This window comes from Kitasatospora sp. P5_F3 (assembly GCF_054049135.1).
Genome location: NZ_JBFUMY010000025.1, coordinates 41,835 through 64,986 on the forward strand (window position 1 = coordinate 41,835; position 23,152 = coordinate 64,986).

At 71.9% G+C, this 23,152-nt stretch carries 22 protein-coding genes; 4 read left to right on the top strand and 18 right to left on the bottom strand.

From position 1 onward, the window contains the following. The first annotated feature begins 306 nt into the window (after positions 1 to 306). On the top strand, positions 307 to 987 hold the full coding sequence (locus ACXJMZ_RS17040) for a bifunctional DNA primase/polymerase (RefSeq protein WP_457030888.1): 681 nt from the start codon (positions 307 to 309) through the stop codon (positions 985 to 987). Between the two features lie 104 nt (positions 988 to 1,091). Here the strand turns inward: ACXJMZ_RS17040 and ftsY are convergent, their stop codons facing one another. Next, positions 1,092 to 2,267 carry a signal recognition particle-docking protein FtsY gene (ftsY, locus tag ACXJMZ_RS17045; protein ID WP_457030889.1) on the bottom strand — a complete coding sequence of 392 codons (1,176 nt, stop codon included), beginning with the start codon at positions 2,265 to 2,267 and terminating at the stop codon, positions 1,092 to 1,094. Between the two features lie 92 nt (positions 2,268 to 2,359). Here ftsY and ACXJMZ_RS17050 point away from each other — a divergent pair, with 92 nt between their 5' ends. Continuing rightward, positions 2,360 to 2,755 (top strand): hypothetical protein, encoded by a 396-nt coding sequence (locus tag ACXJMZ_RS17050; protein WP_457030890.1) that lies wholly within the window; start codon positions 2,360 to 2,362, stop codon positions 2,753 to 2,755. On the opposite strand, the gene smc is transcribed toward ACXJMZ_RS17050, so the two are convergent. The 7 genes from smc to ACXJMZ_RS17085 form a co-directional block, all read right to left on the bottom strand. Continuing rightward, positions 2,742 to 6,332, bottom strand: a complete 3,591-nt coding sequence (smc, locus tag ACXJMZ_RS17055) for a chromosome segregation protein SMC (RefSeq protein WP_457030891.1) — start codon at positions 6,330 to 6,332, stop codon at positions 2,742 to 2,744. The genes ACXJMZ_RS17050 and smc overlap by 14 nt on opposite strands. A gap of 227 nt (positions 6,333 to 6,559) precedes the next feature. Continuing rightward, positions 6,560 to 6,763, bottom strand: a complete 204-nt coding sequence (locus ACXJMZ_RS17060) for a hypothetical protein (protein WP_057232290.1) — start codon at positions 6,761 to 6,763, stop codon at positions 6,560 to 6,562. 403 nt (positions 6,764 to 7,166) lie between these two features. After that, on the bottom strand, positions 7,167 to 7,451 hold the full coding sequence (locus ACXJMZ_RS17065; RefSeq protein WP_457030892.1) for an acylphosphatase: 285 nt from the start codon (positions 7,449 to 7,451) through the stop codon (positions 7,167 to 7,169). A 44-nt stretch (positions 7,452 to 7,495) separates the two neighbouring features. Next, a complete protein-coding gene (locus tag ACXJMZ_RS17070; RefSeq protein WP_457030893.1) occupies positions 7,496 to 8,089 on the bottom strand; it encodes a hypothetical protein in 594 nt (197 codons plus the stop codon). After that, a complete protein-coding gene (locus ACXJMZ_RS17075) occupies positions 8,086 to 9,108 on the bottom strand; it encodes a WXG100 family type VII secretion target (protein ID WP_457030894.1) in 1,023 nt (340 codons plus the stop codon). Before ACXJMZ_RS17075 ends, ACXJMZ_RS17070 begins: the two co-directional genes overlap by 4 nt. After that, on the bottom strand, positions 9,105 to 9,419 hold the full coding sequence (locus tag ACXJMZ_RS17080; RefSeq protein ID WP_457030895.1) for a WXG100 family type VII secretion target: 315 nt from the start codon (positions 9,417 to 9,419) through the stop codon (positions 9,105 to 9,107). Before ACXJMZ_RS17080 ends, ACXJMZ_RS17075 begins: the two co-directional genes overlap by 4 nt. Before the next feature lie 88 nt (positions 9,420 to 9,507). Beyond that, positions 9,508 to 10,839, bottom strand: a complete 1,332-nt coding sequence (locus tag ACXJMZ_RS17085; protein ID WP_457030896.1) for a hypothetical protein — start codon at positions 10,837 to 10,839, stop codon at positions 9,508 to 9,510. Positions 10,840 to 11,008: 169 nt separating this feature from the next. Between ACXJMZ_RS17085 and ACXJMZ_RS17090 the strand changes: the two genes are divergently transcribed. After that, complete coding sequence (locus ACXJMZ_RS17090; protein WP_457030897.1) at positions 11,009 to 11,920, top strand: hypothetical protein; 912 nt, start codon at positions 11,009 to 11,011, stop codon at positions 11,918 to 11,920. 174 nt (positions 11,921 to 12,094) lie between these two features. On the opposite strand, the gene mutM is transcribed toward ACXJMZ_RS17090, so the two are convergent. The 9 genes from mutM to ACXJMZ_RS17135 form a co-directional block, all read right to left on the bottom strand. Then, positions 12,095 to 12,928: a bifunctional DNA-formamidopyrimidine glycosylase/DNA-(apurinic or apyrimidinic site) lyase gene (gene mutM, locus ACXJMZ_RS17095; protein WP_457030898.1), complete on the bottom strand. Its 834-nt coding sequence runs from the start codon at positions 12,926 to 12,928 to the stop codon at positions 12,095 to 12,097. Positions 12,929 to 12,950: 22 nt separating this feature from the next. Continuing rightward, the gene (rnc, locus tag ACXJMZ_RS17100; protein WP_057232270.1) at positions 12,951 to 13,724 is read right to left on the bottom strand and encodes a ribonuclease III; all 774 of its coding nucleotides are present in this window, start codon (positions 13,722 to 13,724) and stop codon (positions 12,951 to 12,953) included. Between the two features lie 17 nt (positions 13,725 to 13,741). Then, positions 13,742 to 13,915: a 50S ribosomal protein L32 gene (rpmF, locus tag ACXJMZ_RS17105; RefSeq protein ID WP_030056747.1), complete on the bottom strand. Its 174-nt coding sequence runs from the start codon at positions 13,913 to 13,915 to the stop codon at positions 13,742 to 13,744. Between the two features lie 2 nt (positions 13,916 to 13,917). Continuing rightward, complete coding sequence (locus ACXJMZ_RS17110; protein WP_457030899.1) at positions 13,918 to 14,562, bottom strand: YceD family protein; 645 nt, start codon at positions 14,560 to 14,562, stop codon at positions 13,918 to 13,920. Between the two features lie 142 nt (positions 14,563 to 14,704). Then, a complete protein-coding gene (locus tag ACXJMZ_RS17115) occupies positions 14,705 to 15,886 on the bottom strand; it encodes a cell division initiation protein (protein WP_457030900.1) in 1,182 nt (393 codons plus the stop codon). 196 nt (positions 15,887 to 16,082) lie between these two features. Beyond that, positions 16,083 to 16,571 (bottom strand): pantetheine-phosphate adenylyltransferase, encoded by a 489-nt coding sequence (coaD, locus tag ACXJMZ_RS17120; RefSeq protein ID WP_057232264.1) that lies wholly within the window; start codon positions 16,569 to 16,571, stop codon positions 16,083 to 16,085. A gap of 37 nt (positions 16,572 to 16,608) precedes the next feature. Further along, a complete protein-coding gene (rsmD, locus tag ACXJMZ_RS17125; RefSeq protein WP_457030901.1) occupies positions 16,609 to 17,193 on the bottom strand; it encodes a 16S rRNA (guanine(966)-N(2))-methyltransferase RsmD in 585 nt (194 codons plus the stop codon). 662 nt (positions 17,194 to 17,855) lie between these two features. Next, positions 17,856 to 20,063 carry an ATP-dependent DNA helicase RecG gene (gene recG / locus ACXJMZ_RS17130; RefSeq protein ID WP_457030902.1) on the bottom strand — a complete coding sequence of 736 codons (2,208 nt, stop codon included), beginning with the start codon at positions 20,061 to 20,063 and terminating at the stop codon, positions 17,856 to 17,858. Between the two features lie 36 nt (positions 20,064 to 20,099). Continuing rightward, positions 20,100 to 21,716, bottom strand: coding sequence for a DAK2 domain-containing protein (locus tag ACXJMZ_RS17135; protein WP_457030903.1), 1,617 nt, complete (start codon positions 21,714 to 21,716; stop codon positions 20,100 to 20,102). Between the two features lie 306 nt (positions 21,717 to 22,022). Here ACXJMZ_RS17135 and rpmB point away from each other — a divergent pair, with 306 nt between their 5' ends. After that, the gene (gene rpmB, locus ACXJMZ_RS17140; protein ID WP_082598345.1) at positions 22,023 to 22,208 is read left to right on the top strand and encodes a 50S ribosomal protein L28; all 186 of its coding nucleotides are present in this window, start codon (positions 22,023 to 22,025) and stop codon (positions 22,206 to 22,208) included. A gap of 128 nt (positions 22,209 to 22,336) precedes the next feature. Here the strand turns inward: rpmB and thiD are convergent, their stop codons facing one another. After that, positions 22,337 to 23,131 (bottom strand): bifunctional hydroxymethylpyrimidine kinase/phosphomethylpyrimidine kinase, encoded by a 795-nt coding sequence (gene thiD, locus ACXJMZ_RS17145; RefSeq protein ID WP_457030904.1) that lies wholly within the window; start codon positions 23,129 to 23,131, stop codon positions 22,337 to 22,339. Between the last annotated feature and the right edge of the window lie 21 nt (positions 23,132 to 23,152).

Consider the following 23,152-nt stretch of genomic DNA (forward strand, 5'->3'; position numbering starts at 1 on the left):
CCCACGAGTGAACTACGCAAGGGCACCGCGCGCTTCACTGGTAGTCGATGAAGCAGCGGCCCAACTCGCCGAATTCACAGGGATCTTGACGGCCCGACAGGCCATCCGGCCAGGAAGGGGACTCCCGTGCAGCACCGACGATCCGGTATCCGTGACACCGACGCAAGGAGCCTCCTGGCCCTGACCGCGCGAATCGGAGCACTCCGACTGCTGCGCGCCGCCAACACGCGACCCGCTTCAGGCCGGACAATCGACGGACCGTCACATCCCCGTAACCACCGGCAATCCGAACCTGTTGGGGGAGGCATGGACAACCTCTTCGGCGAGCTGCGCTTCGGCTCCCGCCGCCGTCTTCGCGGTACCGCGTTCGAAGCGGCCGCGGAGTACACCGGCCGCTGGGGCTGGGCGGTGACGGTCGGCACCGGCACCACCCGCACCGACGGCCGCTGCGCCTGCCCGGCCGCCCACTGCGCCGCACCCGGCCTGCACCAGGGGCTCGGCCCCGCGCACACCGTCGACCCGGCCACCGGCGTGGGCACCGCCGACCTGAACCGCCTGCGCGGCGGCGAGGCCGCCCTGCTGCTGCCGACCGGCCGCTCGTTCGACGTCCTGGACGCCCCGGCCCAACCCGGCCTGCAGGCCCTGGTCCGACTGGAACGGATGGGCACCCAGGTCGGCCCCGTGCTCGGCCTGCCGACCGGCCGGCTGCTCTTCTTCGTGGCCCCCGGCGCCGCCCAGCGACTGCCCGAACTCCTCTACCGGATGGGCTGGGACGACACCACCCTCGACCTGGCCTGCCACGGCGAAGGCGACTACGTGGCCGCCCCGCCCACCATCCTCGGCGCGCTCGGCCCCGCGCGCTGGCTCCGCCGCCCCTGCCGTGACAGCGCCGCCTGTCCCCCGGAGGCCCGCCTCCTCCTCGGCACCATCGCGTACGCCTGCCACCGCACCCGCGAACGCACCGCCGAACCCGCCTGGACGGCCTAGCTGCGCTCGGACAGCAACGACCAGGGGCTCGGGGAACTGCGACGCCAACCTCAAAAAAGGTGATCGCCGCCGTTCCCCGAGCCCCTGGCTATGCCTTGACTCGGTTACTCCCCGATCAGCGCGTCCACGAACGCCCCCGGCTCGAACGGCGCCAGATCGTCCGCGCCCTCGCCCAGTCCGATCAGCTTCACCGGCACGCCCAGCTCCCGCTGCACCGCGATCACGATCCCGCCCTTCGCGGTCCCGTCCAGCTTGGTGAGCACGATCCCGGTGATGTCCACCACCTCGGCGAACACCCGCGCCTGCACCAGCCCGTTCTGACCGGTGGTGGCGTCCAGCACCAGCAGCACCTCGTCCACCGGGCCGTGCTTCTCGACGACCCGCTTGACCTTGCCGAGCTCGTCCATCAGGCCGGTCTTGGTGTGCAGCCGTCCTGCGGTGTCGATCAGCACGGTGTCCGCGCCCTCGGCGATGCCCTCCTTGACCGCGTCGAACGCGACCGAGGCGGGGTCACCGCCCTCGGGGCCGCGGACGGTGGCAGCGCCGACCCGCTCGCCCCAGGTCTGCAGCTGGTCGGCGGCGGCCGCACGGAAGGTGTCGGCCGCGCCGAGCACCACCTTGCGCCCGTCGGCGACCAGCACCCGGCCGAGCTTGCCCGAGGTGGTGGTCTTGCCCACACCGTTCACGCCGACCACCAGCACCACGGCCGGACGGCCGTCCTCGTGCTTGGCGGTCTTCAGCGAGCGGTCCGCCTCGGTGCCGATCAGGGCAACCAGTTCCTCGTGCAGCAGGGCCCGCAGGTCGTCCGGTGTCCGGGTGCCGAGCACCTTGACCCGGGTACGCAGGCGGTCCACCAGCTCCTGGGTGGGCGTCACGCCGACGTCGGCGGTGAGCAGGATCTCCTCGATCTCCTCCCAGGTGTCCTCGTCCAGCCGCTCGCGCGAGAGCAGCGTGAGCAGCCCCTTGCCGAGCGAGTTCTGCGAACGGGAGAGTCGGCCGCGCAGCCTGACGAGTCGTCCGGCGGTGGGCTCCGGCACCTCCAGAGCAGGCGCCTCGACAACGAGCGCCTCCGGCGGGAGTGTCACCTCCTCGACGGTCTTGACCGGCTCGGGAGTCGGGGTCGCTGACTCCTCGCCGACCCCGGGCTCGCGCGGGGGCGTGATGACGGGCGCCTCGGCCTTGGGAGGCAGTTGCTTACGTCGTCTGCCGCTGACGACGAGGCCCGCGATCGCACCGACGGCGACCACGGCGATGACTACGGCAAGGATCAGATAGTCCATAACAGACCCAGTATCCGCGACAGACCCGTCCCCGAGAACGGTGACATTCGCCCCTTATGACTTATTCGGGGCAACTTATACCTTTTTGCCCCATGGCCGAGAAGCACGCCGCCGAGACCCGCGGCATCGAACCCGTCCCCGACAGCGAGCGCCACGGCCGGGTGCGCGGTGGTCACCGGCCTCGGCCGGAACCCGACACCACCCCGCGCGGCGCGTACTGGTTCAAGGGCGGCTTCTGCCGGCAGGCGCTCACCGCCTGGGTGCTGGCGATCGGCACCGGCCTGATGTTCACCCGGGCGGCGCCGAGCCCCACCGAGGTCTGGTTCGCCGGGCCGTGGGCGGACAGCTGGATCGGCCGCAACGGCCTGGCCTGGGTGGTCACCATCGTGGTCGGCGCGCTGGTCTGCTCGCTGCTCCCGCAGGCCAGGACGGCTGCCGTGGAGACCGAGCCGGAGACCGAGGAACCCCGCGAGCTCATTCCGAGCTGACCGAGGTCTCCTGCTGCTGCCGGGGCACCGCGCGCGCCGGGCGTTCGCGGTGCTCCTCCCGCATCCGCTGGCTGATCACCTGGGAGATCCCGTCCCCCTTCATGGTGACGCCGTACAGCGCGTCGGCCGACTCCATGGTGAGTTTCTGATGGGTGATCACGATCAGCTGTGAACTCTCCCGCAGCTCCTCCATGATGGCGATCAGCCGCCGCAGGTTGGTCTCGTCGAGGGCCGCCTCCACCTCGTCCATCACGTAGAACGGGCTGGGGCGGGCTTTGAAGATCGACACCAGCAGCGCCACCGCCGTCAGCGAGCGCTCACCGCCGGAGAGCAGCGAGAGCCGCTTCACCTTCTTCCCCGGCGGCCTGGCCTCCACCTCCACCCCGGTGGTCAGCATGCTCGAAGGGTCGGTCAGCACCAACCGCCCCTCCCCACCGGGGAAGAGCCGCGAGAACACACCCTCGAACTGCGCCGCCGTGTCGTGGTACGCGGCGGTGAACAGCTGCTCCACCCGGACGTCCACGTCCTTGACGATCTCCAGCAGGTCCCGCCGGCTCCGCTTCAGGTCGTCCAACTGCTCACCGAGGAACTGGTGCCGCTCCTCCAACGCCGCGAACTCCTCCAGCGCCAACGGGTTGACCTTGCCGAGCTGCTGGTACGCCTTCTCGGCGGCCCGCAGCCGCTTCTCCTGCTCGGCCCGGACGTACGGGCGCGGCTCGCCCGGCTCCGTACCCTCCTCCGGCAGCGGCGGGGGTACCAACTGCGCGGGGCCGTAGGCGGCGAGCAGCTCCTCGCCCTCGATGCCGAACTCCTCCAGCGCCTTGGCCTCCAACTGCTCGATCCGCAGCCGCTTCTCCGCCCGGAGCACCTCGTCCCGGTGGCCCGCGTCGACCAACTTGTCCAGCTCGCCCTTGAGTTCGCGGCCGTGCTCACGACCGGTGCGCAGCTCGGTCTCCCGCTCGGCACGGGCCTGCTCCACCTCGGCCCGCTCGGCCTCGGCCCGGGTCAGCGAGATCTCCAGCCTGGCCAGCAGCTGCCGCGCCCCGGCCGCCACCGCCCCGGCCACCTCGGCCTCGTACCGGGCCCGGGCCCGCCGCTCGGCCGCCCGGGCCCTGGTCTCGCGCTCGGCCTTGGCCGCCCGGTCCAGCTGGTCGGCCCGGCCGCTCAGACCGCGCACCCGCTCCTCGTGGGTACGGACCGCGAGCCTGGCCTCCAGCTCGGCCTGCCGGGCCTCGGCGGCTCCGCCGGCCAGTTCGTCCCGCCGGGCGCCGTCCGGCTCGTCCTCCCCGGAGTCGGCCAACTCCTCGGCCCCTTCCAGGCGTTCGGCCAGCTCCTCGGCCGCGGTCAGCGCCTGGGCCAGGCCCTCTTCGGCGCGCCGTACCGAGGCGGCCAGCCGTTCGGCCTCCCCCGCCGCCGCCCTGGCCTGCCCGCCGAGCCTGCCGAGCGCTCCGGCGACACCGGCCCGCTGCTTCTCGGCCGCCCGCCGACGGGCCGCCAACTCCTCGACTCCGGCCGCCAGTTCACGTCGCTCGGCGGTCACCGAGGCCAGCTCGCCGGCCAGCCGCTCGCACCGCTCCGCCAGCTGCTCGATCCTCCGGGCCGTCTCGTCCACCGCCGCCCGGGTCTCCAGCAGGCTCGGCGCCCCGGCCGCACCCCCCTGCGCGTACCCGGCGCCCAGCAGGTCGCCGTCCCGGGTGACGGCGGTCAACTCCGGCCGGTCCTGGACCAGTTGACGCGCCTCGTCCAGCCCGTCCACCACCACGGTACGGGCTAGCAGCGCGGCCACGGCGGGCATCAGCTCGGCTGGTCCGCTCACCAACCCGGCCGCACCGCCGCGCTCGCCGCCCCCTGGCCGGACCCCGCCGATCAGCAGCGCCGCCCGCCCGGCATCCTCGCCGCGCAGCAACCGCAGGGCCGCCACCGCCGCGTCCAACCCGTCCACCGCGACGGCCTCCGCCGCCGCGCCGAGCGCCGCCGCCACCGCCGTCTCGTACCCGGGCTCGACCTTGAGCAGCTCGGCGGCCGGACCGAGCACCCCGGCCAACCGCTCCCCCGCCGCCAGCAGCACCCCGCTGCCGTCCTTGCGCCGCAGCCCGAGCGAGAGCGCCTCGTGCCTGGCCAGCAGCCCGGCCCGCTCACGCTCGGCCAGCCCGAGCGCATCCCGGACGGCGGCCACCCCGGCCTCCGCACCGGCCGTCGAGGCCCGGGCCCGCTCGTAGGCGGCGTCCAACTCCTCGTCCCCGGCCGCCTGTTCGTCCACCTGGGCCTGGAGCTCCTCGAACTCCGCCTGCGCCGCCTCGGCCCGCAACACCGCCTCGTCCCCGGCCTCGGCCAGCCGACCGATCTCGGCCTGCGCCCCGGCCGCCTTGGAACGGGCGGCGGCAACCTGGCCCTGCAGCCGGGCCAGCCCCTCCCTGCGGTCCGCGATGGCTCGCGCCGCAGCCTTCAACCGGCCTTCCTCGACCGCCAGTTCACGCTCCAGCTCGCCCCGCCGCTCGACCGCCTCGGCCAGCGCGTACTGCGCCTCCTCCAGCGCCTCGGTCAGCGCGGCCTCCTCCTCCCGGGTCCGTTCGGCCTCCCGCTCCAGCTCCTCCGGGTCCCGCCCGCGCCGCTCCTCGCCCTGCGCACTGCTGACCGCGTGCCGCACCCGGGCCTCGGCCAGCCCGACCGTCCCCCTGGTCCGCTCGGCCAGCGCGGAGAGCCGGTACCAGGTCTGCCTGGTCTCCTCCAGCTGCGGCCCGAGCTGCTGGACCTGGGCCTCCAGAACGGCTTCGCGCTGCTGCGCCCGGCTCAGCTCCTGCTCGACGGTGGAACGCCGCAGCCGGAGCGCCAGCTCGTCCGCGATCTCGGCCTCGACGGCCTTTCGCAGGGTGAGCAGGTCGTCGGCGAGCAGCCGCAGCCGGGCGTCCCGCAGTTCGGCCTGGATCCCGGCGGCCCGCCGGGCGATCTTCGCCTGTCGGCCCAACGGGCCCAACTGACGACGCAGTTCGGCCACCAGGTCCTGCACCCGGTTGAGGTTGGCGGCCATCGAGTCCAGCTTCCGCAGCGCCTTCTCCTTGCGCTTGCGGTGCTTGAGCACCCCGGCCGCCTCCTCGATGAAGGCCCGGCGGCCCATCGGGTCGGCGTGCAGCACGGAGTCGAGCTGCCCCTGCCCGACGATCACGTGCATCTCCCGGCCGATGCCGGAGTCGGAGAGCAGCTCCTGGATGTCCAGCAGCCGGCAGGTGTCGCCGTTCAGCGCGTACTCGCTGCCGCCGTTGCGGAACATCGTCCGGGTGATGGTCACCTCGGCGTAGTCGATCGGCAGCGCGCCGTCGGAGTTGTCGATGGTGAGGCTGACCTCGGCCCGGCCGAGCGGCTGGCGGCCGCTGGTGCCGGCGAAGATGACGTCCTCCATCTTGCCGCCGCGCAGCGACTTGGCCCCCTGTTCGCCCATCACCCAGCTGAGCGCGTCCACCACGTTCGACTTGCCGGAGCCGTTCGGCCCGACCACGCAGGTGATGCCGGGCTCGAAGCGCAGCGTGGTGGCGGAGGCGAAGGACTTGAACCCGCGCAGCGTCAGACTCTTCAGATGCACGCGCCCGCTCTCCTCACCTCGGCTTCTTCGTCCGTTTGCCGACTGTATCCGGCAGTACGGACGGCGACCGGGCAGGCGGCGGTTTGGCCACGCCGGGGCTGGGCACTCTCCCTGGCAAAAGGTTCCGCGTACGACGAAGGGACGCCACGCGGGCGTCCCTCGAAAGCTGCGACCCGTACGGGAAGCTCAGTGCGCAGCAGCGTCGATCAGTGAAGACCGGGTCCGGATCAGGTGAGTGCCGGCTCCCGCTGATCCAACTCGATGCTGCTGAGCAGCGAGTGCTCGTCAGCGACAGCGATGAGTGCGTCGTTCTCGGCCTGCATCCGAATGAGCTCGGATTCCAGGTCCTGGACGCGCTGCTGAAGCCGTCGCATCTCGGAAAGCATTCGCGGGTCGGGGCCGCCGACGTACCCGAGAAGCGCCTTTGCCATGATGAATGGTCCTCCACGCTGAGTGACCGAACCTGTGCGGTATGGGTCTAGGGGGAAGGGGAGTCACGCACCCGTCCGCGGGCCGGAAGTGCTGGCTGGGCACTACGGGAGAGCCGTGTGAGCTGGGCTCACGACGGCATGACCCTGCCGGGAGAACGCATATTGGTGCGCGGGCTTTCAGCGTCTCACCAAAGACGGTACGGGTCAACACGATCACCGCACGCTACCGCGACCCTGTCACCTGCATGGCGGGAAGGACACGCCGTGCGGCCGGGCGGGGGTCCATCCGTGCATCAGATGGATCACTGCTCGCTGCGGAGTCAACCACGAGTCTGCCCAGAAGGCAACCGCCTGACACCGGCACTTGCCGGGCCGCCCCCGTGCGGGTGGCGTCAGCGGATGGTCAGCGGATCGAGAAGGTCTCGTAACCGTCGCCGGTCGCGCTCCAGATCTCGGTGACACCGGTGACGGCGCCGGGGGTGTCGGGCCCGCGGAGCAGGGCCAGCAGGCGTTCACAGTCGGCGTGGCTGCCCTCCGCCACCACCTGCACCCGGCCGTCACCGAGGTTGCTGGTGTACCCGGTCAGCCCGATCTCCATCGCCCTGGCCCGCGTCCACCAGCGGAAGCCGACCTGCTGCACCTTGCCGCGCACCCAGGCGGTGCAGCGGACCGGATCGTTGCTGTGCATGGCTCGACCCTAGGCGATGCACAGCAACGGGGCCGTCCGCGGGTTCAGCGGATCAGTGCGACCAGTGCCCGGGCCTCGTCCGTGCCCTGGGAGAGGGCGGCCAGCGAGCCGTCCGCGAAGTGCAGGTCGACCCGGTCGGAGACGCCGCCGGTGCGGTCCTCGACCCGGCGGATCCGTCCGTACGGCAGTTCACCGAGCGGCTTGAGGCCCACGCTGACCAGGTGGTCGGCCAGCAGGATGCGGCGGTCGGTGAAGGCCAGCACCGCGCGGTTGTTGTCCATCGGCGCCGCGCCTTCGTACCCGTGCCGCACCGCGATCACGAACTGTCCGGCCTGGCTGCCCCAGCCACCCTGCAGGCCCCGGCCCCGGGTGATCCGGCGGATCATCCGGAAGAAGCCGAAGACCGCCTCGAACAGGAGCTCCGCGATGACGGCCACCAGCTCGAACAACGCACCGAAGGCGGCCATCGCCCCCCTGGTCGCGGCCCCCGGGCGGTACTTGCGCGGGACCCGGCGGATCAGGTCGCTGAGAGTGAGTTCGGCCACCGCGTGGATCTGCTCGCCCGGCTGCAGCAGCGGGGCGAACAGCGGGCGGTAGGACTCGCCGCCCAGCGGGCGCGGCTCGACGTACTGGCTCATCCGAAGGCCTCCTCGACCCGGGTCTGCGGCACTCGGTACGGCTTCGCGTGCGGGCCGCCGTCCAGCGCGCCGGTGGCGGCGTCGACCGCGGCGTCGTCCTTGGCCGCATCGGTGAAGGCGCCGCCGAAGTCACCCGCGCCGATACCGATCCCGACGCCGGTCGCGATGCCGCCCTTGACCGCTCCGAAGACGGTCTTCACCCCGCGTGCGGTGGCGAACTCGCCGAGGGTGCCGAGGTTCGGGTTGGTCAGCAGGTCCTTCGCGGTGCCGAAGCGGTTACCCGCGCCGCCGATCTTGCGGACCGCCTTGGCCGCCTGGAGGCCCTCCTTGATGTTCTTGAAGGACTTCCCGGTGGTCTGGATCTTGCGCACCGCGTCCATCAGCTTGCCCAGCGCCGTGGCCAGCTTGCGCGACACCGAGGCGATCCGCATGACGTAGACCGACACCTCGGCCTCGACCACCAGGGCGTTGACCACGGTGGCGGCGCCGAGCGTGATGATGTCGACCAGGATCATCGCGGCCATGGTGCCGATCAGGACCTCGATCGCCTCGCGGATCAGGCCGATGACGAGGTTCTCGGCCAGTTCGCAGGCCGCGGCGGCCTGGCTGATGATCTGGGCCACCTCGTTCATGTCGGCGGCAGTGCTCTCGATGGCCTCGACCACCGTGCCCATGTGGGTGCCGAAGGCGGCGGACGCCTGGCCCTCCCACTGGCCGGCCAGCGTCGTGCCGCCCTCGCGCAGCGCGTTGGCGACCTCCTGCATCGCCTTCGCCTGGGCCTGCCACTCCTGCGCGGCGTTGGTGAGGGTCTCCAGCTCGCCGGTGACCTCCTCCAGCATGTCCATCAGCCCGAGGAAGTCCAGCGCGCCCTTGACGAACTCGTCCAGCCCGGCGTCCAGACCCTCGGAGACCGGGTTCGTGAAGCTGGGCAGCGCCTCGAAGGGCGTGTTGACGAAGTCGCGGGTCCACTTGTACGCGGCTCCCGCCTCCCCGAAGGAGACGTCCGTCCCGGGGATCACCGGCCACCCCCGTAGACCGAGGCGATCGCGGTGTCGTGACTCTCGTAGTTGTCCGCCGAGTGCTGCAGGCCCTCGGCGGTGTCGGTCAGCAACTCGCGCAGGTCGGCGAAGTTCTGCTGCTCCACCTCCGCGTGCTCCTCGTACGCCTCGTACAGGTTCTGCGCGTCCGGCAGCATGCCGAAGTCGTTCGAGTTCAGCGTGACCGAGGCCAGCCGGGACTGGATCTCCGCGATCCGCTCCGCCTGGGCCTCGACCAGCGCCGCGTACGCCCTGAGTGCACCCGGTTCTACCCGGAAGCCTTGCTCCCCCATGAAAACTGCCCCTCGCTGCGGTTCTAGCTGATCATCGTACTGATAGCGCTCTGATGATCAGCAAGCAAGGGGCTTCACACCACCCGCCTCAGAAGCCCCCGAAGTCCCCTCCGCCTCCGAAGTCACCGCCGCCGCCACCGTCGAAGCCGCCGAAGTCCGAGGGGTTGAAGTCCGCACCGGAACTGTCGCCGCCCTGGTAGCCCTCACCGCCGGCCGCCCAGGCCGTGCCCGGCGAGGCCATCATCGAGCCGAGCATGGTGCCGACCAGCAGCCCCGGCAGCATCCCGCCGCCGAAGTAGCCACCGGCCCACGGGCTGTACGCCGGGCCCGCGTTCCAGTACGGCTCCCGGCCGTGCTCGGTCTGCACGGTACGGATCTCCGGCTCCCGACCCTCCGCCAGCCGGGCCGCGTCCGCGGCGCAGACCGGGACGGTACGGCGCGCCGCCCCGGCGGGCGCCCAGTCCGCGTCCTTGGCGGACGGGCCGTGCCGGGGGTCGAAGAAGCACGGCGGACGCCGGTCCGGCAGCGGCTGCCCCTCCCGACGGGCCGTCAGGGTGGCCAGCGCGAACCGGCCGTCGGCCAGTGCCTCGGTCACCGGACGGACCTGCCCTGGCGCGGTCGCCGAGTCCATCGCGCGCTTGGCGCCGTCGTAGCTGTCCAGCGCGTGCGCGTAGTCGGCCCGCTGGGCGTCGTCCGCCGCCGGGTCGCCGGGCGCGAAGTCCAGCCGGTCCAGCTCCTCGCCGAACGCGGTGATGTCCTCGTCCACCACCACCCGCAGCTGAGCCAGCGCGACCTGCGCCTGCTCCTCCTTGCGCCGCTTCGACCGGCGGAACAGCAGGAACACGCCGGTGCCGGCCAACGCCAGCAGCGCCACCGGCACCACGATCGCCGCCACCCCGCCCCCGCCGCTGTCGGCGGAGGCCGCCACGCCCTTGCCCTTGACCTGGCCGACCGCCTGGCCCACGAAGTCGTTCAACGTGCCGTTGACGTCCCCGGGGTGGGCCCGCAACGCCGCACCGGCCAGGTTGTTCGCAGCGGCGGTGGAGATCGCCGCCGGGTCCGCGAAGGCCCTGAACTCCTCGCCCCGCCAGATCGCGTACAGGCCGGTCACGCCGACCCTGGTCCGCAGATCGGTGGCAACCGTACGGGCCGGGTACTGATCGCTCGCCGGGACCACCGCGACGAAAACCGGCTTGTCGGCCTGCCTGATCCGCTCGGTCAGCGCGGCCGCCTCGGCCGTGGACAACCGCCCGGCCATCGCCGGGTCGACATAGACCTGACCCTGTTTCAGCACCCGGGCCGCCTCCTCCACCCCACTCGCCGCCGCCGAGGCGGCGGTGGCGGGCAGGAGCAGCAGGGCGGCCAGCACCAGCGCCAGGAGGGCGGTCGCCTTCGAGCGGCAGAGCTGCGTGGTTCTCATGTTTCGACGCTACTCGTACGAACGGCCTTCGGCCCCATACCTCCGGTCGGCGGCTCCCCCGCCGTGGGGACGAGCTCCGGTCCTCCTGGTGGCTGACGAGACCACCGGCCGGAGCGGGCATAGTGGTGCCTGATCCACCACGCCTGCCACATCCAGATCGGAGCACCCGGTGATCCTGGGCCTCGTCACCGCCGTCGCGGCATCCGCCTGCTACGGCACCGGCTCGGTACTCCAGGCGGTCGGCTCACGCCGCTCCGCCCGTGAGGAGGCGGCCGCCAACGGCCGCTCCGCCGGAGTCACCGAACACGGCGGGCCCAACCTCTCCTCCACCGCCAAGGCCGCCGTCACCTGGGAGTTCATCCTCGGCACGGTGCTCGACCTGATCGGCTTCGGGCTCGGCGCGCTGGCCGCCCGGCTGCTCCCGCTCTTCCTCTCCCAGACCATCATCAGCGCCAACCTGGTGGTCACCGCCGTGCTCAGCATCAAGCTGCTCGGCATCCGGCTGAAGCGGCCGGAGTGGGCCTCGATCGCGATCCTGTGCGCCGCCCTGATCCTGCTCGCGGTGGCGGCCGGGCCCGAGGGCGGGCACCACGCCGCGATGTCCGTGCACTGGTGGCTGCTGGGCGCCTCGGTCGCGATCATCGGCGGCGGCGCGCTGATCGTCCGGCGGCTGGGGGCGAGCGGGGCGATCGTGGCCGGTCTGCTCTCCGGGCTCGGCTTCGGCGCCCTCGGGGTCGGGGTTCGGATCCTGAACGGCATCGAGCCGTTCGACCTCGGGCAGCTGGTCTCCGACCCGGCCCTGTACGCGATCCTGATCGGCGGGATCGGCGGGATGTACCTGCACACCATCGCGCTGCAGATCGGCTCGGTGAACGGGGCCACCGCCGCCCTGGTGGTCGGCGAGACCGTCATCCCCGGCGCGGTCGGCGTCATCTGGCTCGGCGACTCCTCCCGGGCCGGCCTCGGCTGGCTGGCCGCCTTCGGCTTCGTCCTCGCCGTCGTCAGCGCGGTCGGCGTCGCCTACTACGGCCAGGGCGAAGAGGACACCGCCCAGGAGGCTGAACTCACCTCGGTGCGCTGACCGTCCACGGTCCAGGGGCTCGGGGAACTGCGAGGAGATCTGGCGTTCGGGTCACTGCGAAAGTGCCTGCCCACCAACGCACGGGTGACCTTTGCAGAGGTCGGCGTCGCCCCGCGGCGGAGCCGCCCATCAGCAGAGCCCCGAGCCCCTGGCGTGTACTACCTGGGCGTGTGCCTAACGCGGCGGGCGTTGGCACTTGGGGCAGAAGTAGCTGGAGCGGTTCATCCACGGCTCGCGCCGAACGGCGGTGCCGCAGCGGCGGCAGGGCTCGCCCTCGCGCCCGTAGGCGTCCAGCTCGCGGGAGAAGTAGCCGCTCTCGCCGTTCACGTTGACGTAGAGGCTGTCGAAGCTGGTGCCGCCGACCTCGAGGGCGGCGTTCATCACGTCGCGGGCGTGGCCGAGCAGGGTGGCGGCCTGGGCCCGGGTGAGGGTCGCGGTCGGGCGCTCGTAGTGCAGCTTGGCGCGCCAGAGCGACTCGTCCGCGTAGATGTTGCCGACGCCACTGATCAGCGTCTGGTCGAGCAGGGCCCGCTTCACGGTGGTCCGCTTGGCCCGCAGCGCGGTTATGAAGGCACCGTCGTCGAAGCGCGAGTCCAGCGGGTCGCGGGCGATGTGGGCGATGGAGAGCGGGGTCGACTCGGGGTCGCCCGGCTCGGACTCCTCCACCGCGAGGCCGCCGAAGGTGCGCTGGTCGACGAAGCGCAGTTCGCGCCCGCCGTCGGTGAACCGTAGCCGGACCCGGAGATGCGTCTCGTCCGGCACCGAGGCGTCCTGGACCAGGAGTTGGCCGCTCATGCCGAGGTGGCCGATCAGCGCCTGGTCGCCGCCGAGCGGCACCCAGAGGTACTTGCCGCGGCGCTGCGCCTCCCCCAGGGTCGTCCCGGTCAGCCGGGCGGCGAACTCGTCGGCGCCGCCCCGCGGGCGCCGGGCCGCCCGGGGGGGCCGCCCCGGGGCGGCCCAGCGGGCCAGGCCGCGCCTGACCACCTCGACCTCGGGGAGTTCGGGCACGCCTGCCGCCTCAACTCTGGTGTCAGCTGGTGGGGTTGAGCTGCTCCGCGTACTTGGCCCGGATCGCGCGCCAGGCGCTCTCCGCTGCCTTCTGCTCGGCTTCCTTCTTCGACCGGCCGCTGCCGTGCCCGAAGTCCTCGCCGGCCACCCGCGCGGCGGCGTCGAAGGTCTTCTCGTGGTCGGGGCCGGACTCGGCGACCACGTACTCGGGTACGCCGATGCCCACCGAGGCGGTGAGCTCCTGAAGACTGGTCTTCCAGTCCAGGCCCGCGCCCAGCTGAGAGGACTCCTCGATCAGCGGGTCGAACAGGCGGTGGACGAAGTCGGTCGCGGCGTCCAGCCCCTGATCCAGGTAGATGGCGCCGATCACGGCCTCGACGGTGTCGGCGAGGATCGACGACTTGTCACGGCCACCGGTCCCCTCCTCGCCCTTGCCGAGCCTGATGAAGGTGCCCAGTTCGAGGCCACGGCCGACCTCGGCCAGGGCGCGCGAATTGACCACCGCGGCACGCAGTTTGGCGAGCGTGCCCTCGGCAACCTCCGGGTGGAGCTTGTAGAGGGTGTCCGTCACGACCAAGCCCAGCACCGAGTCGCCGAGGAACTCCAGGCGCTCGTTGGTGGGCAGCCCGCCGTTCTCGTAGGCGAAACTACGATGCGTCAGGGCACGCACCAGAAGGGCGCGCTCGAGTACGAACCCGAGGCGCCCTTCCAGAACGTCGTATTCGGTCGAAGCCGGACCGCCGGCCTTGCTCCCGTTGGCAGGAGCCGACTTGCGGGGTGAGTTACTGTCCGACATCGATCCGTACCCGCCGATCAGACCGAGAGGACCTGGCGACGGTTGTACGTGCCGCAGCTCGGGCACGCGATGTGACCAAGCTTCGGCTCGTGGCAGCGGTCACACGCCACCAGGGCCGGGACAACGGCCTTCCAGTTGGACCGACGGTGGCGCGTGTTGCTGCGCGACATCTTCCGCTTCGGAACAGCCACGGCTACTTCTCCTGGTTCTCGGCTCCACCCTCACGGGTGTCGCTGTTCTTGATTCCGTCACCCTCGTCGCCGGGGGCGGCGGAGAGTCCCTGCAGAGCCGCCCACCGGGGGTCGACGGCATCGTGGTGGTGGGCCGGGTCGTCGCTCAGGCGCGCTCCGCATTCGGAGCACAGGCCCAGGCAGTCTTCCTGGCACACCGGCTGCAGCGGCAGTGCGAGCACCACCGCGTCACGCAGCACCGGCCGGAGGTCGAAGAAATCGCCCTCCAGACGGTAAGTCTCGTCGTCCGACTCCTCGTCGAGGTCGTCGGCCCCGGCGGTCCGGGCGCGGGTGCGCTCGTCGGACTCGGGGTAGTAGAAGAGCTCCTGGAACTCAACCCGCAGGCGGTCCTCGATCGGCTCCAGGCAGCGCACGCACTCGCCCTCGACCCTGGCCCTGGCGCGGCCGGTCACCAGCACGCCCTCGACCACGGACTCCTGACGGAGCTCGATCTCGATCTCGCTCTTCACCGGAACGGCGATGACATCGATGATGCCAAGACCCTCCGGGGCCTCCACGGTGCGGACCATCTTGCGCAACGATCCCGGGCGACGGCCGAGCTCATGCGTGTCGAACACGAGCGGGTCGCGGTGGTCGAGGCGGTTCAAGGTGTCCTGACTTCCTGGAGGCGGCACGCATCCCTGCGTGGCGCGGATTTGGTTCGATCCGGCTGCTTCGAGGCAGCAGAACAGCCCAGCAACGAACAGGCCGGAGTGGTCAGACTACCGGACACTCCGGCCTGGCCCAACTTCACCTGCCGCCGAGCTCCCGCAGCCGGGTCATGTCGATCATGCTGGTGTCGAAGAAGCTGGTCTCGTCCAGCGCGGCCTGCTGCGGCACCTGGGCGGCCTGCTGCGGGTAGCCGTAGGCGTCGTACGCCTGCTGCTCCTGCGGCTGCTCCTGGTAGACCGGCTGCTGCTGGTAGCCGTAGTCGAAGCCCTGGGCGCCCTGGGTGTCGAAACCCTGGCCGCCGTAGCTCGGCTGCGGCTGCTGCGGGTAGCCGTACGGGTCGGTCTGCGGCTGGCCGGCCGGGTCGTAGCCGCCGCCGTAGACCTCGGTGTACTGCGCGGCGGCGTACTGGTCGGCCTCCGGGGCCTGCCAGCCGGCTGCCGCCGGGGTCGGCTCGGGCCAGCTCTGCTGCTGCGGGACCTCGGCCCGGTACCAGGGCTGCTCCTGGCCGTTCGCGTCGAAGCCACCGCCGCCGCTGGGGTCGAAGCCGTCCTCGGAGAAGCCGGCCGCGACCGCCTCGGCCCGGTCCTTGAGCTGCTGGGCCTCGTCGGCGGCGGCCAGATAGGCGCCGAGCTCGTCGACCGAGGCCTTGCCGAGAAGCTTGTCCCGGCCCTTGCCGACCGCTTCGAGGGTCTTGCTGAGCACCGTCTCCAGGGTGGCGAGCTTCACATCGACGTACTCGTCGACCTCGGGGCTCGGGCTGACCCGGGAGCGGAACTCCTCGCCGTCGGTCGCGTCCTCGTCGTAGGGCTGCTCGAAGACGCTGGCGTCGCCGCGCAGCTTGGTCCGGCCGCGGCCGACCGCGCCGAGCGTCTTGGTGAGCACCACCTCGAAGTTGGCCAGCTTGGAGTCGACGTAGTCGTCGGCCTCGGCCAGCTTGGTCTGCACCTCGGTCTTGGCCTCGCCGAGAATCCGGTCCGCCTCGGCCTGCGCGCGCAGCACCACCTCGGTGTCGGAGATCAGCGAGCCGCGCTCGCTGTGCGCACCCTGGATGATCTGGTCGGCCTGGGCCTGGGCGTCCGCGACCACCTGCTCGTGGTCGGCCATCACCGACTGGGCCTGGGCGAGTTCGGCGGGCAGCGCCTCGCGGAGCTGCTGGAGCAGGCCGACCAGCTCGGCCCGGTTCACCACGCAGGACGCCGACATGGGCATCGAGCGGGCGTTCTCCACCGCCGTGACGATCGCGTCAAGTCTGTTCTGCACGTCCACGGGGGCTTCTGTCTTTCCGTGTGCCGCCGAGCTGCGGCGGAGGCAGTGCCCTTCGGCGTGGCGCCTCCGGGCAGGAGTACAGACTGTACGTCCAGAGCGGGGAGAGCTCACAATGTCCGAGGCCAGCCGCTCGGCCGGGCGGGGGACGGTATGTGACGCTTCGCCAGACCTGATCCGATTTGTTCGGGTGCTACTGCTTCGCCCGCTCGGCGATCCGCTCGACCAGCCGGCGGTTCACGGTCTCCGGCAGCAGGTGCGAGACGTCGCCCCCGTACGAGGCGACCTCCTTGACCAGGGTGGAGGAGAGGAAGCTGTAGGTCGGCGAGGTCGGCACGAAGAGCGTCTCGACGCCGGACAGGCCGCGGTTCATCTGGGCCATCTGCAGCTCGTAGTCGAAGTCGCTGACCGCCCGCAGCCCCTTGATGATCGCCGGGATGCCGCGCTCCCGGCAGAAGTCCACCAGCAGGCCGTAGTGCGACTCGACCACGATGTTGCCGTACTGGGCGGTGGTCTCCTCGATCAGCGCGATCCGCTCCTCGACGGTGAACATGCCCTGCTTGTTCTTGTTGATCGCCACCGCGACATGGACCACGTCGTACAGCTTGGAGGCACGCTCGATGATGTCGAGGTGTCCGTTGGTGATCGGGTCGAAGGAACCCGGGCAGACGGCGCGGCGCATGACATGGACTCCCTTGTGGGGCCTGATGGGTGGGCTGCTACGAGTCTTCGGCAGGTCCGTTGGCGGCGCGACCGTACCAGAGGGTGCCCTCGCCGTAGCGCCGGGAGCGCTCGGCCTCGAAACCCTCGGGCCAGCCGAACTCGCCGCCCCTGGTGCTGCGTTCCACGGTGACGAGTGCGTCCGCCGTGAGCCAGCCCCCGGCCAGGAGTGTGACCATCATCTCCCGCACCTCCTCGTCGGTGACCGAGTACGGCGGATCCAGGAAGAGCAGGTCGTACGGCGTCTCCGGGGCCCGGCCCGCGATCACCCGTTCGGCCCGGTCGGCCCGCACCTCGGCGCCCGGCAGGGCGACGATCCGGACGTTCTCCCGGATCACCTTCGCGGCACCCGCGTCCGCCTCCACCAGCAGGACGTGCTCGGCACCCCGGGACAGCGCCTCCAGGCCGACCGCCCCTGATCCGCCGAACAGGTCCAGCATCCGGGCCCCGTGCAGGGTGCCGCGCAGCGCGGCCAGGGTGGAGAACATCGCCTCCCGCGCCTTGTCGGAGGTCGGGCGGGTGGTCCGGCCTGGGAGCACGGAGAGACGGCGGCCACCGGCCACCCCGGCGATCACGCGGGTCATGAGAAGTGCGGTCCCTTCTGGATACACCCTGCCTGGATGCATCTGACACGCTATCCGCTGGCCGGCCGCCGGGCGCACGCGCAGCGGGGGGGGGGGGGGGGGGGGGGGGGGGGGGGGGGGCGGGGGGGTCGTGGCCGAGCTCGCGCAGCTTGGTGCGGACCGAGTCGGGCGTCCGGCCGAAGCGGGCGGCGATCCGGGCCACCGTGTCGCCGTCGTGGAACCGACGGGTCAGCTCCTCCTCGTGCTGCGGCACCCAGGGGGCGCCGTGTCCGGGGTAGAGCTCGCGCAGCACGTCGCGGTCGGGGATGGGTTCGGAGACGTCGGCGACGATGGCCATCGCCCGCAGCGCGCGGTTCAGCGCGATCCGCAGGTTGGCCACGTCCTCCACCGGCAGCCGGAGCTTGCCGGTGGCGAGCGGGGTGGCGGCGGCGCCCTCGCGCCAGCCGGTCAGGGTGAGGGTGACCTCACGGTCGTCCTCGCTGGCCAGCTCGATCCGGAAGACCTTGTCGCCCAGCGGAAGCTCGTTGAGATGACGGAAAGCCAAGGCGGAACCCCCAGGTGTCGTGCCGGGAGCGCACCTTGGGGGTGCGTCCCGAACAACTACATTCTCTCGCCCGGCACTGACAATTCAGGGGGTCCAACAGCCTTGCCGAGCAGGGGAATTACCCCTTCTCCAGGTACTCCGCGCGGTCCTCGTCGAGCAGGCTCTCCAGGGCGGTGCGCAGCTCCGGATGGGCGGCCAGTGACGGGTCCTCGGCGACCAGTCGGGCGGCCTCCTCGCGGGCGGTCGCGATGACCTCCTCGTCGTCCAGCACCGAGAGCACCTTGAGCGAGGACTTCACCCCGGACTGCGCCTGGCCGAGCACATCGCCCTCCCGGCGCTGCTCCAGGTCGATCCGGGACAGCTCGAAGCCGTCCAGGGTGCCGGCCACCGCGTCCAGCCGGGCCCGGGCGGCGCTGGCCGCGGGCATGTCGCTGACCAGCAGGCAGAGCCCGGGGGCCGAGCCACGGCCGACCCGGCCGCGCAGCTGGTGCAGCTGGGAGACGCCGAACCGGTCGGCGTCCATGATCACCATCGCGGTCGAGTTGGGGACGTTCACGCCGACCTCGATCACCGTGGTGGCGACCAGCACGTCCACCCGACCGGCCGCGAACCGCCGCATCACGTCGTCCTTGGCCTCCGGCGTCAGCCGCCCGTGCAGGATCTCCACCCGCAGCCCGGCCAACGGTCCCTTGGTGAGCATCTCGGCGGTCTCCACCACCGACAGCGGCGGCCGCTTCTCGTCACTGGCCGCGCCCAGGTCCTCCGGGTCGTCCGTCACCGCCTTGCGCTTCTTCTTCCCCGGCCCGTCCTCCGGCTCGTCGCCGATCCGGGGGCAGACCACGTACGCCTGGTGGCCCTTGCCGACCTCCTCGCGGACCCGTTCCCAGGCCCGGGCCAGGAAGTTGGGCTTCTCGACGGCGGGCACCACGTGGGTGGAGATCGGCGAGCGCCCGGCCGGCAGCTGGTCCAGCACCGAGGTCTCCAGGTCGCCGAAGACCGTCATCGCCACCGTGCGCGGGATCGGCGTGGCCGTCATCACCAGCAGGTGCGGCGGCTGGTCCCCCTTGGCCCGCAGCGCGTCCCGCTGCTCGACGCCGAACCGGTGCTGCTCGTCCACCACCACCAGACCGAGGTCCTGGAACTGCACCTTGTCCTCGATCAGGGCGTGCGTGCCGATCGCGATCCCGGCGTCCCCGCAGGCCATGTCGAGCATCGCCTGCCGCCGCGCGGCCGTCCCCATCGATCCGGTCAGCAGCGCGACCTTCGTCCCCAGGTCGGAGCCGCCGATCATGCCGCCCTCCGCCAGGTCGCCCATCATCTCGACGATCGACCGGTGGTGCTGCTGCGCCAACACCTCGGTCGGCGCCAGCAGCACCGCCTGCCCGCCCGCGTCCACCACGGCCAGCATCGCCCGCAGTGCCACCAGGGTCTTTCCGCTGCCGACCTCGCCCTGGAGCAGGCGGTGCATGGGGTGTTCGGTGCCGAGGTCGGTGAAGATCTCGGCGGAGACGGTCTTCTGCCCGTCCGTCAGCTCGAACGGGAGGCGGGCGTCGAAGGCGTCCAGCAAACCGTCGGGGACGGGCTTGCGGGCGACGGCGGGGAGCGCGGAGTCGGCGGCCCGGCGCTGGGCCAGGGCGACCTGCAGGACGAAGGCCTCGTCCCAGCGCAGGCGGTCCCGGGCCCGCTCCTTGTCGGCCTGGTTGCGCGGGCGGTGGATCAGCTCCAGCGCCTCGGGGAGCGGGATCAGCTCGTGCTTGCCGCGCAGCTCGGCCGGGAGGGGTTCGCCGACGTCGGCGAGGTGCTTGTCGAGGGCCACCTCGACGCAGAGCGAGAGCTTCCAGCTGGGCATCTGGGCACTCGCGGGGTAGACCGGGATCAGCCGCCCGGCGAACTTGTCGGCCTCCGGAGCGCCGTCCTCAGCGTCGATCAACTGATAGTCGGGCGAGGCCAGTTGGCGCTTGCCGTTGAAGACGCCGACCTTGCCGGCGAACAGGCCCTGGGAGCCGGCGCGAAGGTCCTTCTGCCGCCAGCCCTGGTTGAAGAAGACCAGGCTGAGCCGCCCGCGCCCGTCGGTGACCACCACTTCGAGGCGGTCGCCCTTGCGGGCCTTGAACGGGATCAGGGTGACCTTCTCGATCCGCGCCAGCACGGTGACGTGCTCGTCCACCTCGAGATCGTCCAGGCTGGTGAGCTGGCCGCGTTCCACGTACCGCCGGGGGTAGTGGTGCAGCAGGTCGCCGACCGTGCGCAGCTTGAGGCTGTCGGCCAGCACCTTGGCGGTGCGGTCGCCGACCAGCTTGGTCAGAGATTCATCGAGAGCGCCCATCGGACCTATTGGACACCACGGGGGCGACAGCCAGGATCACTCCACCCCGATCAGCAGGGTGGCCGACTGCTGGCGGCCGTCGTAGACCACGGTGTCCACCTCGGGGCGCTGGCGACGGGCGTGCGCGACCAGCCGGTCGGCCAGCTCGGCCGGGGCACCCTCGCCGAGCACCAGGGTGACCAGTTCGCCGCCGGCCGCGAGCATCCGGCCGAGCAGTTCCTCGCCGATCACGACCAGGTCCTCGCCGATCACCACCACGTCGCCGTCGATCAGGCCGAGTACGTCCCCGGCCTGGCACACCCCCGCCATGGTCCAGGACTCACCCTCGGCGACCGCGAGTTCGGCGTACCGGGTGGCCCCGGCGGCGGAGGTCATCGCGACCACGTCCTCGTCGAACCGGCGCGCGGGCTCGTGCACGGCCAGCGCGGCCAGGCCCTGCACGGGCGAGCGGGTGGGCAGCACGGCGATCCGTACGCCGTCCTGCCGGAGCTGGTCGGCGGCGGCACCGGCGGCGGCCCGCAGCTCGGGGTCGTTGAGCAGCAGGATCACCTCGTGCGCGGCGCAGCGGCGGACGGCGGTGACCAGTTCGGCACTGGCGGGCGGCCGGTCCGGGTCGGCGTGCAGGACGTGCGCCCCGGCCTGTTCGCAGAGCTCGGCCAGTCCGGCGCCGGCCACCACGCTGAGCACCGCCCGGCCCGCGGTGGTCTCCCGGTCGCGCTCCCCCGCCCGGGCGGCGGCCTCGGCGAAGTGGGTGATCCGGATCTGGTACGGCCGTCCGGCCCGGACCCCGGCCTCGACGGCGGCGCCCGCGTCGTCCACGTGGACGTGGACGTTCCACAGGCCGTCGCCGCCGCCGACCACCAGGGAGTCGCCGAGCCCGGCCAGTTCGGCACGGAGCGTCGGCAGTGCCTGGTCCGGGGCGTCCAACAGGTAGATCACCTCGAAGGCGGGGTGGCCGGGGCCCGGCGGGCGTTCGTGACCCTCGCAGCCGGCCGGCCGGACCTCGCGGACGAACTCCTGCCGAAGCGGCCCCATCGGGGTCTTGCCGGTGACGGCGTCCGAGAGGGTGCCGAGGATGGCGACCAGTCCGCGGCCGCCGGCGTCCACCACGCCGGCCTCGGCGAGGACGGCGAGTTGGGAGGGGGTGCGCAGCAGTGCCTCCCGGGCGGCCCGGTAGGCGGTGTCGGTGGCCTCGGCCAACGAGCCCGCGCCTTGGGCGGCGGCCCGGGCGGCAGCGGCGGCGACGGTGAGCAGGGTGCCCTCGACCGGCTCGGCGACGGCCTGGTAGGCGGATTCGGCGGCTCGCAGCAGGCCCTTGCGCAGGTCGGCGGGCTCGCCACCGAGGGCGAGCACCTCGGCCAGGCCGCGCAGCCACTGGGCCAGGATCACCCCGGAGTTGCCCTGGGCGCCGATCAGCGCGCCCCGGGCGCCGGCCGCCATCGCGCTGCCGAGTTCGGGGTCGGCCTGTTCGGCGAAGCACCGTTCGACGGCCTCGGCGGCGGACTCCACGGTGAGGTAGAGGTTGGTGCCGGTGTCGCCGTCCGGGACGGGGTAGACGTTGAGCGCGTCGATCTCCTCGCGGGCCTGGCCGAGCGCGGTCAGGGCGAGGCGGCACCAGGTGCGGACGGTGGTGGCGTCGAGCGTGTCCAGCACCAGGTCTCTCCTCCGGGTGAACGCCACCCGAACCCTGGGCGGGACACAGGTGGACGCGGTGGCTGGGGCGATGCTGGCAGGTTATCGGGCCGGGGTGGCGATCGCTGCTGGCCGACGGGCTGCCGGGGGATGATCAAGGGCCGGACCGTGGTAATTTCATTGAACGGGAGTCGTCGTTGTATGCTCTCCCGGTTGCCTGGAACAGTCCGGGCTCACCCCTTGAAGCGGTCCGGTCCACGCGAGTGGCACGGTTGGTTCAGCCGGGGTTTTCGAACGTAAATGATCTGAAGTCTTGGAGTGACTCCTGTGGCTGCCAACTGCGACGTCTGCGGCAAGGGGCCGGGCTTCGGCAACAGCATCTCCCACTCGCACCGCCGTACTCCCCGTCGTTGGAACCCCAACATTCAGACGGTGCGTGCGACGGTCGGTCGGACGCCGAAGCGGCTCAACGTCTGCACCTCGTGCATCAAGGCCGGTAAGGTCTCGCGCTGACGCGCAGACCGGTTAGCCGGTCCTCCAGATCGCCGATTCACCCTCGGGTGGGTCGGCTTTCTGTCTTACTGCCCCACCGCACCGGTTGAAGGGCGGACCCTCGGGTCCGCCCTTCGGTCGTTCCGCGGTCAGTCGCGCCAGCGCCAGGCGTGGTCCACCGGGCCGATGCCCGCGCCCAGCGCGAAGCCGCCCCGGATCGCGCCGGTCACGTACTCCTTCGCGCCCGCCACCGCCTCCGGCATCGCCGCGCCCTTGGCCAGCTCGGCCGCGATCGCGCTGGCCAGCGTGCAGCCGGTGCCGTGGGTGTGCCGGTTGTCGTACCGGGCTGCCCGGTACCAGTGCGCCGAACCGTCCGCGCCGACCAGCAGGTCGGCGGCCTCCCCTTCGAGGTGGCCGCCCTTGATCAGCACCCAGGCCGGGCCGTACCCGAGCAGGGCTTCGGCGGCGGCCGCCATGTCCCGTTCGCCCGTCACCTCGAGGCCGGTGAGCTGCGTCACCTCGTGCAGGTTGGGCGTGGCGAGGGTGGCCACCGGCAGCAGCCGCTCCCGTACGGTGGCCACCGCCTCGGCGGCGAGCAGCGCGTCACCGTGCTTGGAGACGCCGACCGGGTCGACCACCACCGGGGCGTCGACCCCGGCGAGGAGTTCCGAGACGGTCTCCACCAACTCGACCGAGGCGAGCATGCCGGTCTTCACGGCCTGCACACCGATGTCGTCGACCACCGAGCGGAACTGGGCCCGGACCGCCTCGGCGGGCAGCTCCCAGTAGCCCTGGACCCCGACCGAGTTCTGCGCGGTGACGGCGGTGAGCACGCTCATGCCGTGCACGCCGAGCGCCAGCATCGTCTTGAGATCGGCCTGGATGCCGGCGCCGCCGCCGGAGTCGGAGCCGGCCACGGTGAGTACGCGAGGAGGAGCAACCATGCCGCCAACCTACCGAACCAG

Excerpts from the sequence above, each read along its gene's own strand:
- ACXJMZ_RS17070 (WP_457030893.1), bottom strand. The coding sequence starts at position 8,089 with ATGAGCCAGTACGTCGAGCCGCGCCCGCTGGGCGGCGAGTCCTACCGC.
- ACXJMZ_RS17065 (WP_457030892.1), bottom strand. The coding sequence starts at position 7,451 with ATGCACAGCAACGATCCGGTCCGCTGCACCGCCTGGGTGCGCGGCAAG.
- ACXJMZ_RS17040 (WP_457030888.1), top strand. The coding sequence starts at position 307 with ATGGACAACCTCTTCGGCGAGCTGCGCTTCGGCTCCCGCCGCCGTCTT.
- ftsY (WP_457030889.1), bottom strand. The coding sequence starts at position 2,267 with ATGGACTATCTGATCCTTGCCGTAGTCATCGCCGTGGTCGCCGTCGGT.
- thiD (WP_457030904.1), bottom strand. The coding sequence starts at position 23,131 with ATGGTTGCTCCTCCTCGCGTACTCACCGTGGCCGGCTCCGACTCCGGC.
- rsmD (WP_457030901.1), bottom strand. The coding sequence starts at position 17,193 with ATGACCCGCGTGATCGCCGGGGTGGCCGGTGGCCGCCGTCTCTCCGTG.
- ACXJMZ_RS17050 (WP_457030890.1), top strand. The coding sequence starts at position 2,360 with ATGGCCGAGAAGCACGCCGCCGAGACCCGCGGCATCGAACCCGTCCCC.
- recG (WP_457030902.1), bottom strand. The coding sequence starts at position 20,063 with ATGGGCGCTCTCGATGAATCTCTGACCAAGCTGGTCGGCGACCGCACC.
- ACXJMZ_RS17080 (WP_457030895.1), bottom strand. The coding sequence starts at position 9,419 with ATGGGGGAGCAAGGCTTCCGGGTAGAACCGGGTGCACTCAGGGCGTAC.
- rnc (WP_057232270.1), bottom strand. The coding sequence starts at position 13,724 with ATGTCGGACAGTAACTCACCCCGCAAGTCGGCTCCTGCCAACGGGAGC.
- ACXJMZ_RS17060 (WP_057232290.1), bottom strand. The coding sequence starts at position 6,763 with ATGGCAAAGGCGCTTCTCGGGTACGTCGGCGGCCCCGACCCGCGAATG.
- coaD (WP_057232264.1), bottom strand. The coding sequence starts at position 16,571 with ATGCGCCGCGCCGTCTGCCCGGGTTCCTTCGACCCGATCACCAACGGA.
- ACXJMZ_RS17085 (WP_457030896.1), bottom strand. The coding sequence starts at position 10,839 with ATGAGAACCACGCAGCTCTGCCGCTCGAAGGCGACCGCCCTCCTGGCG.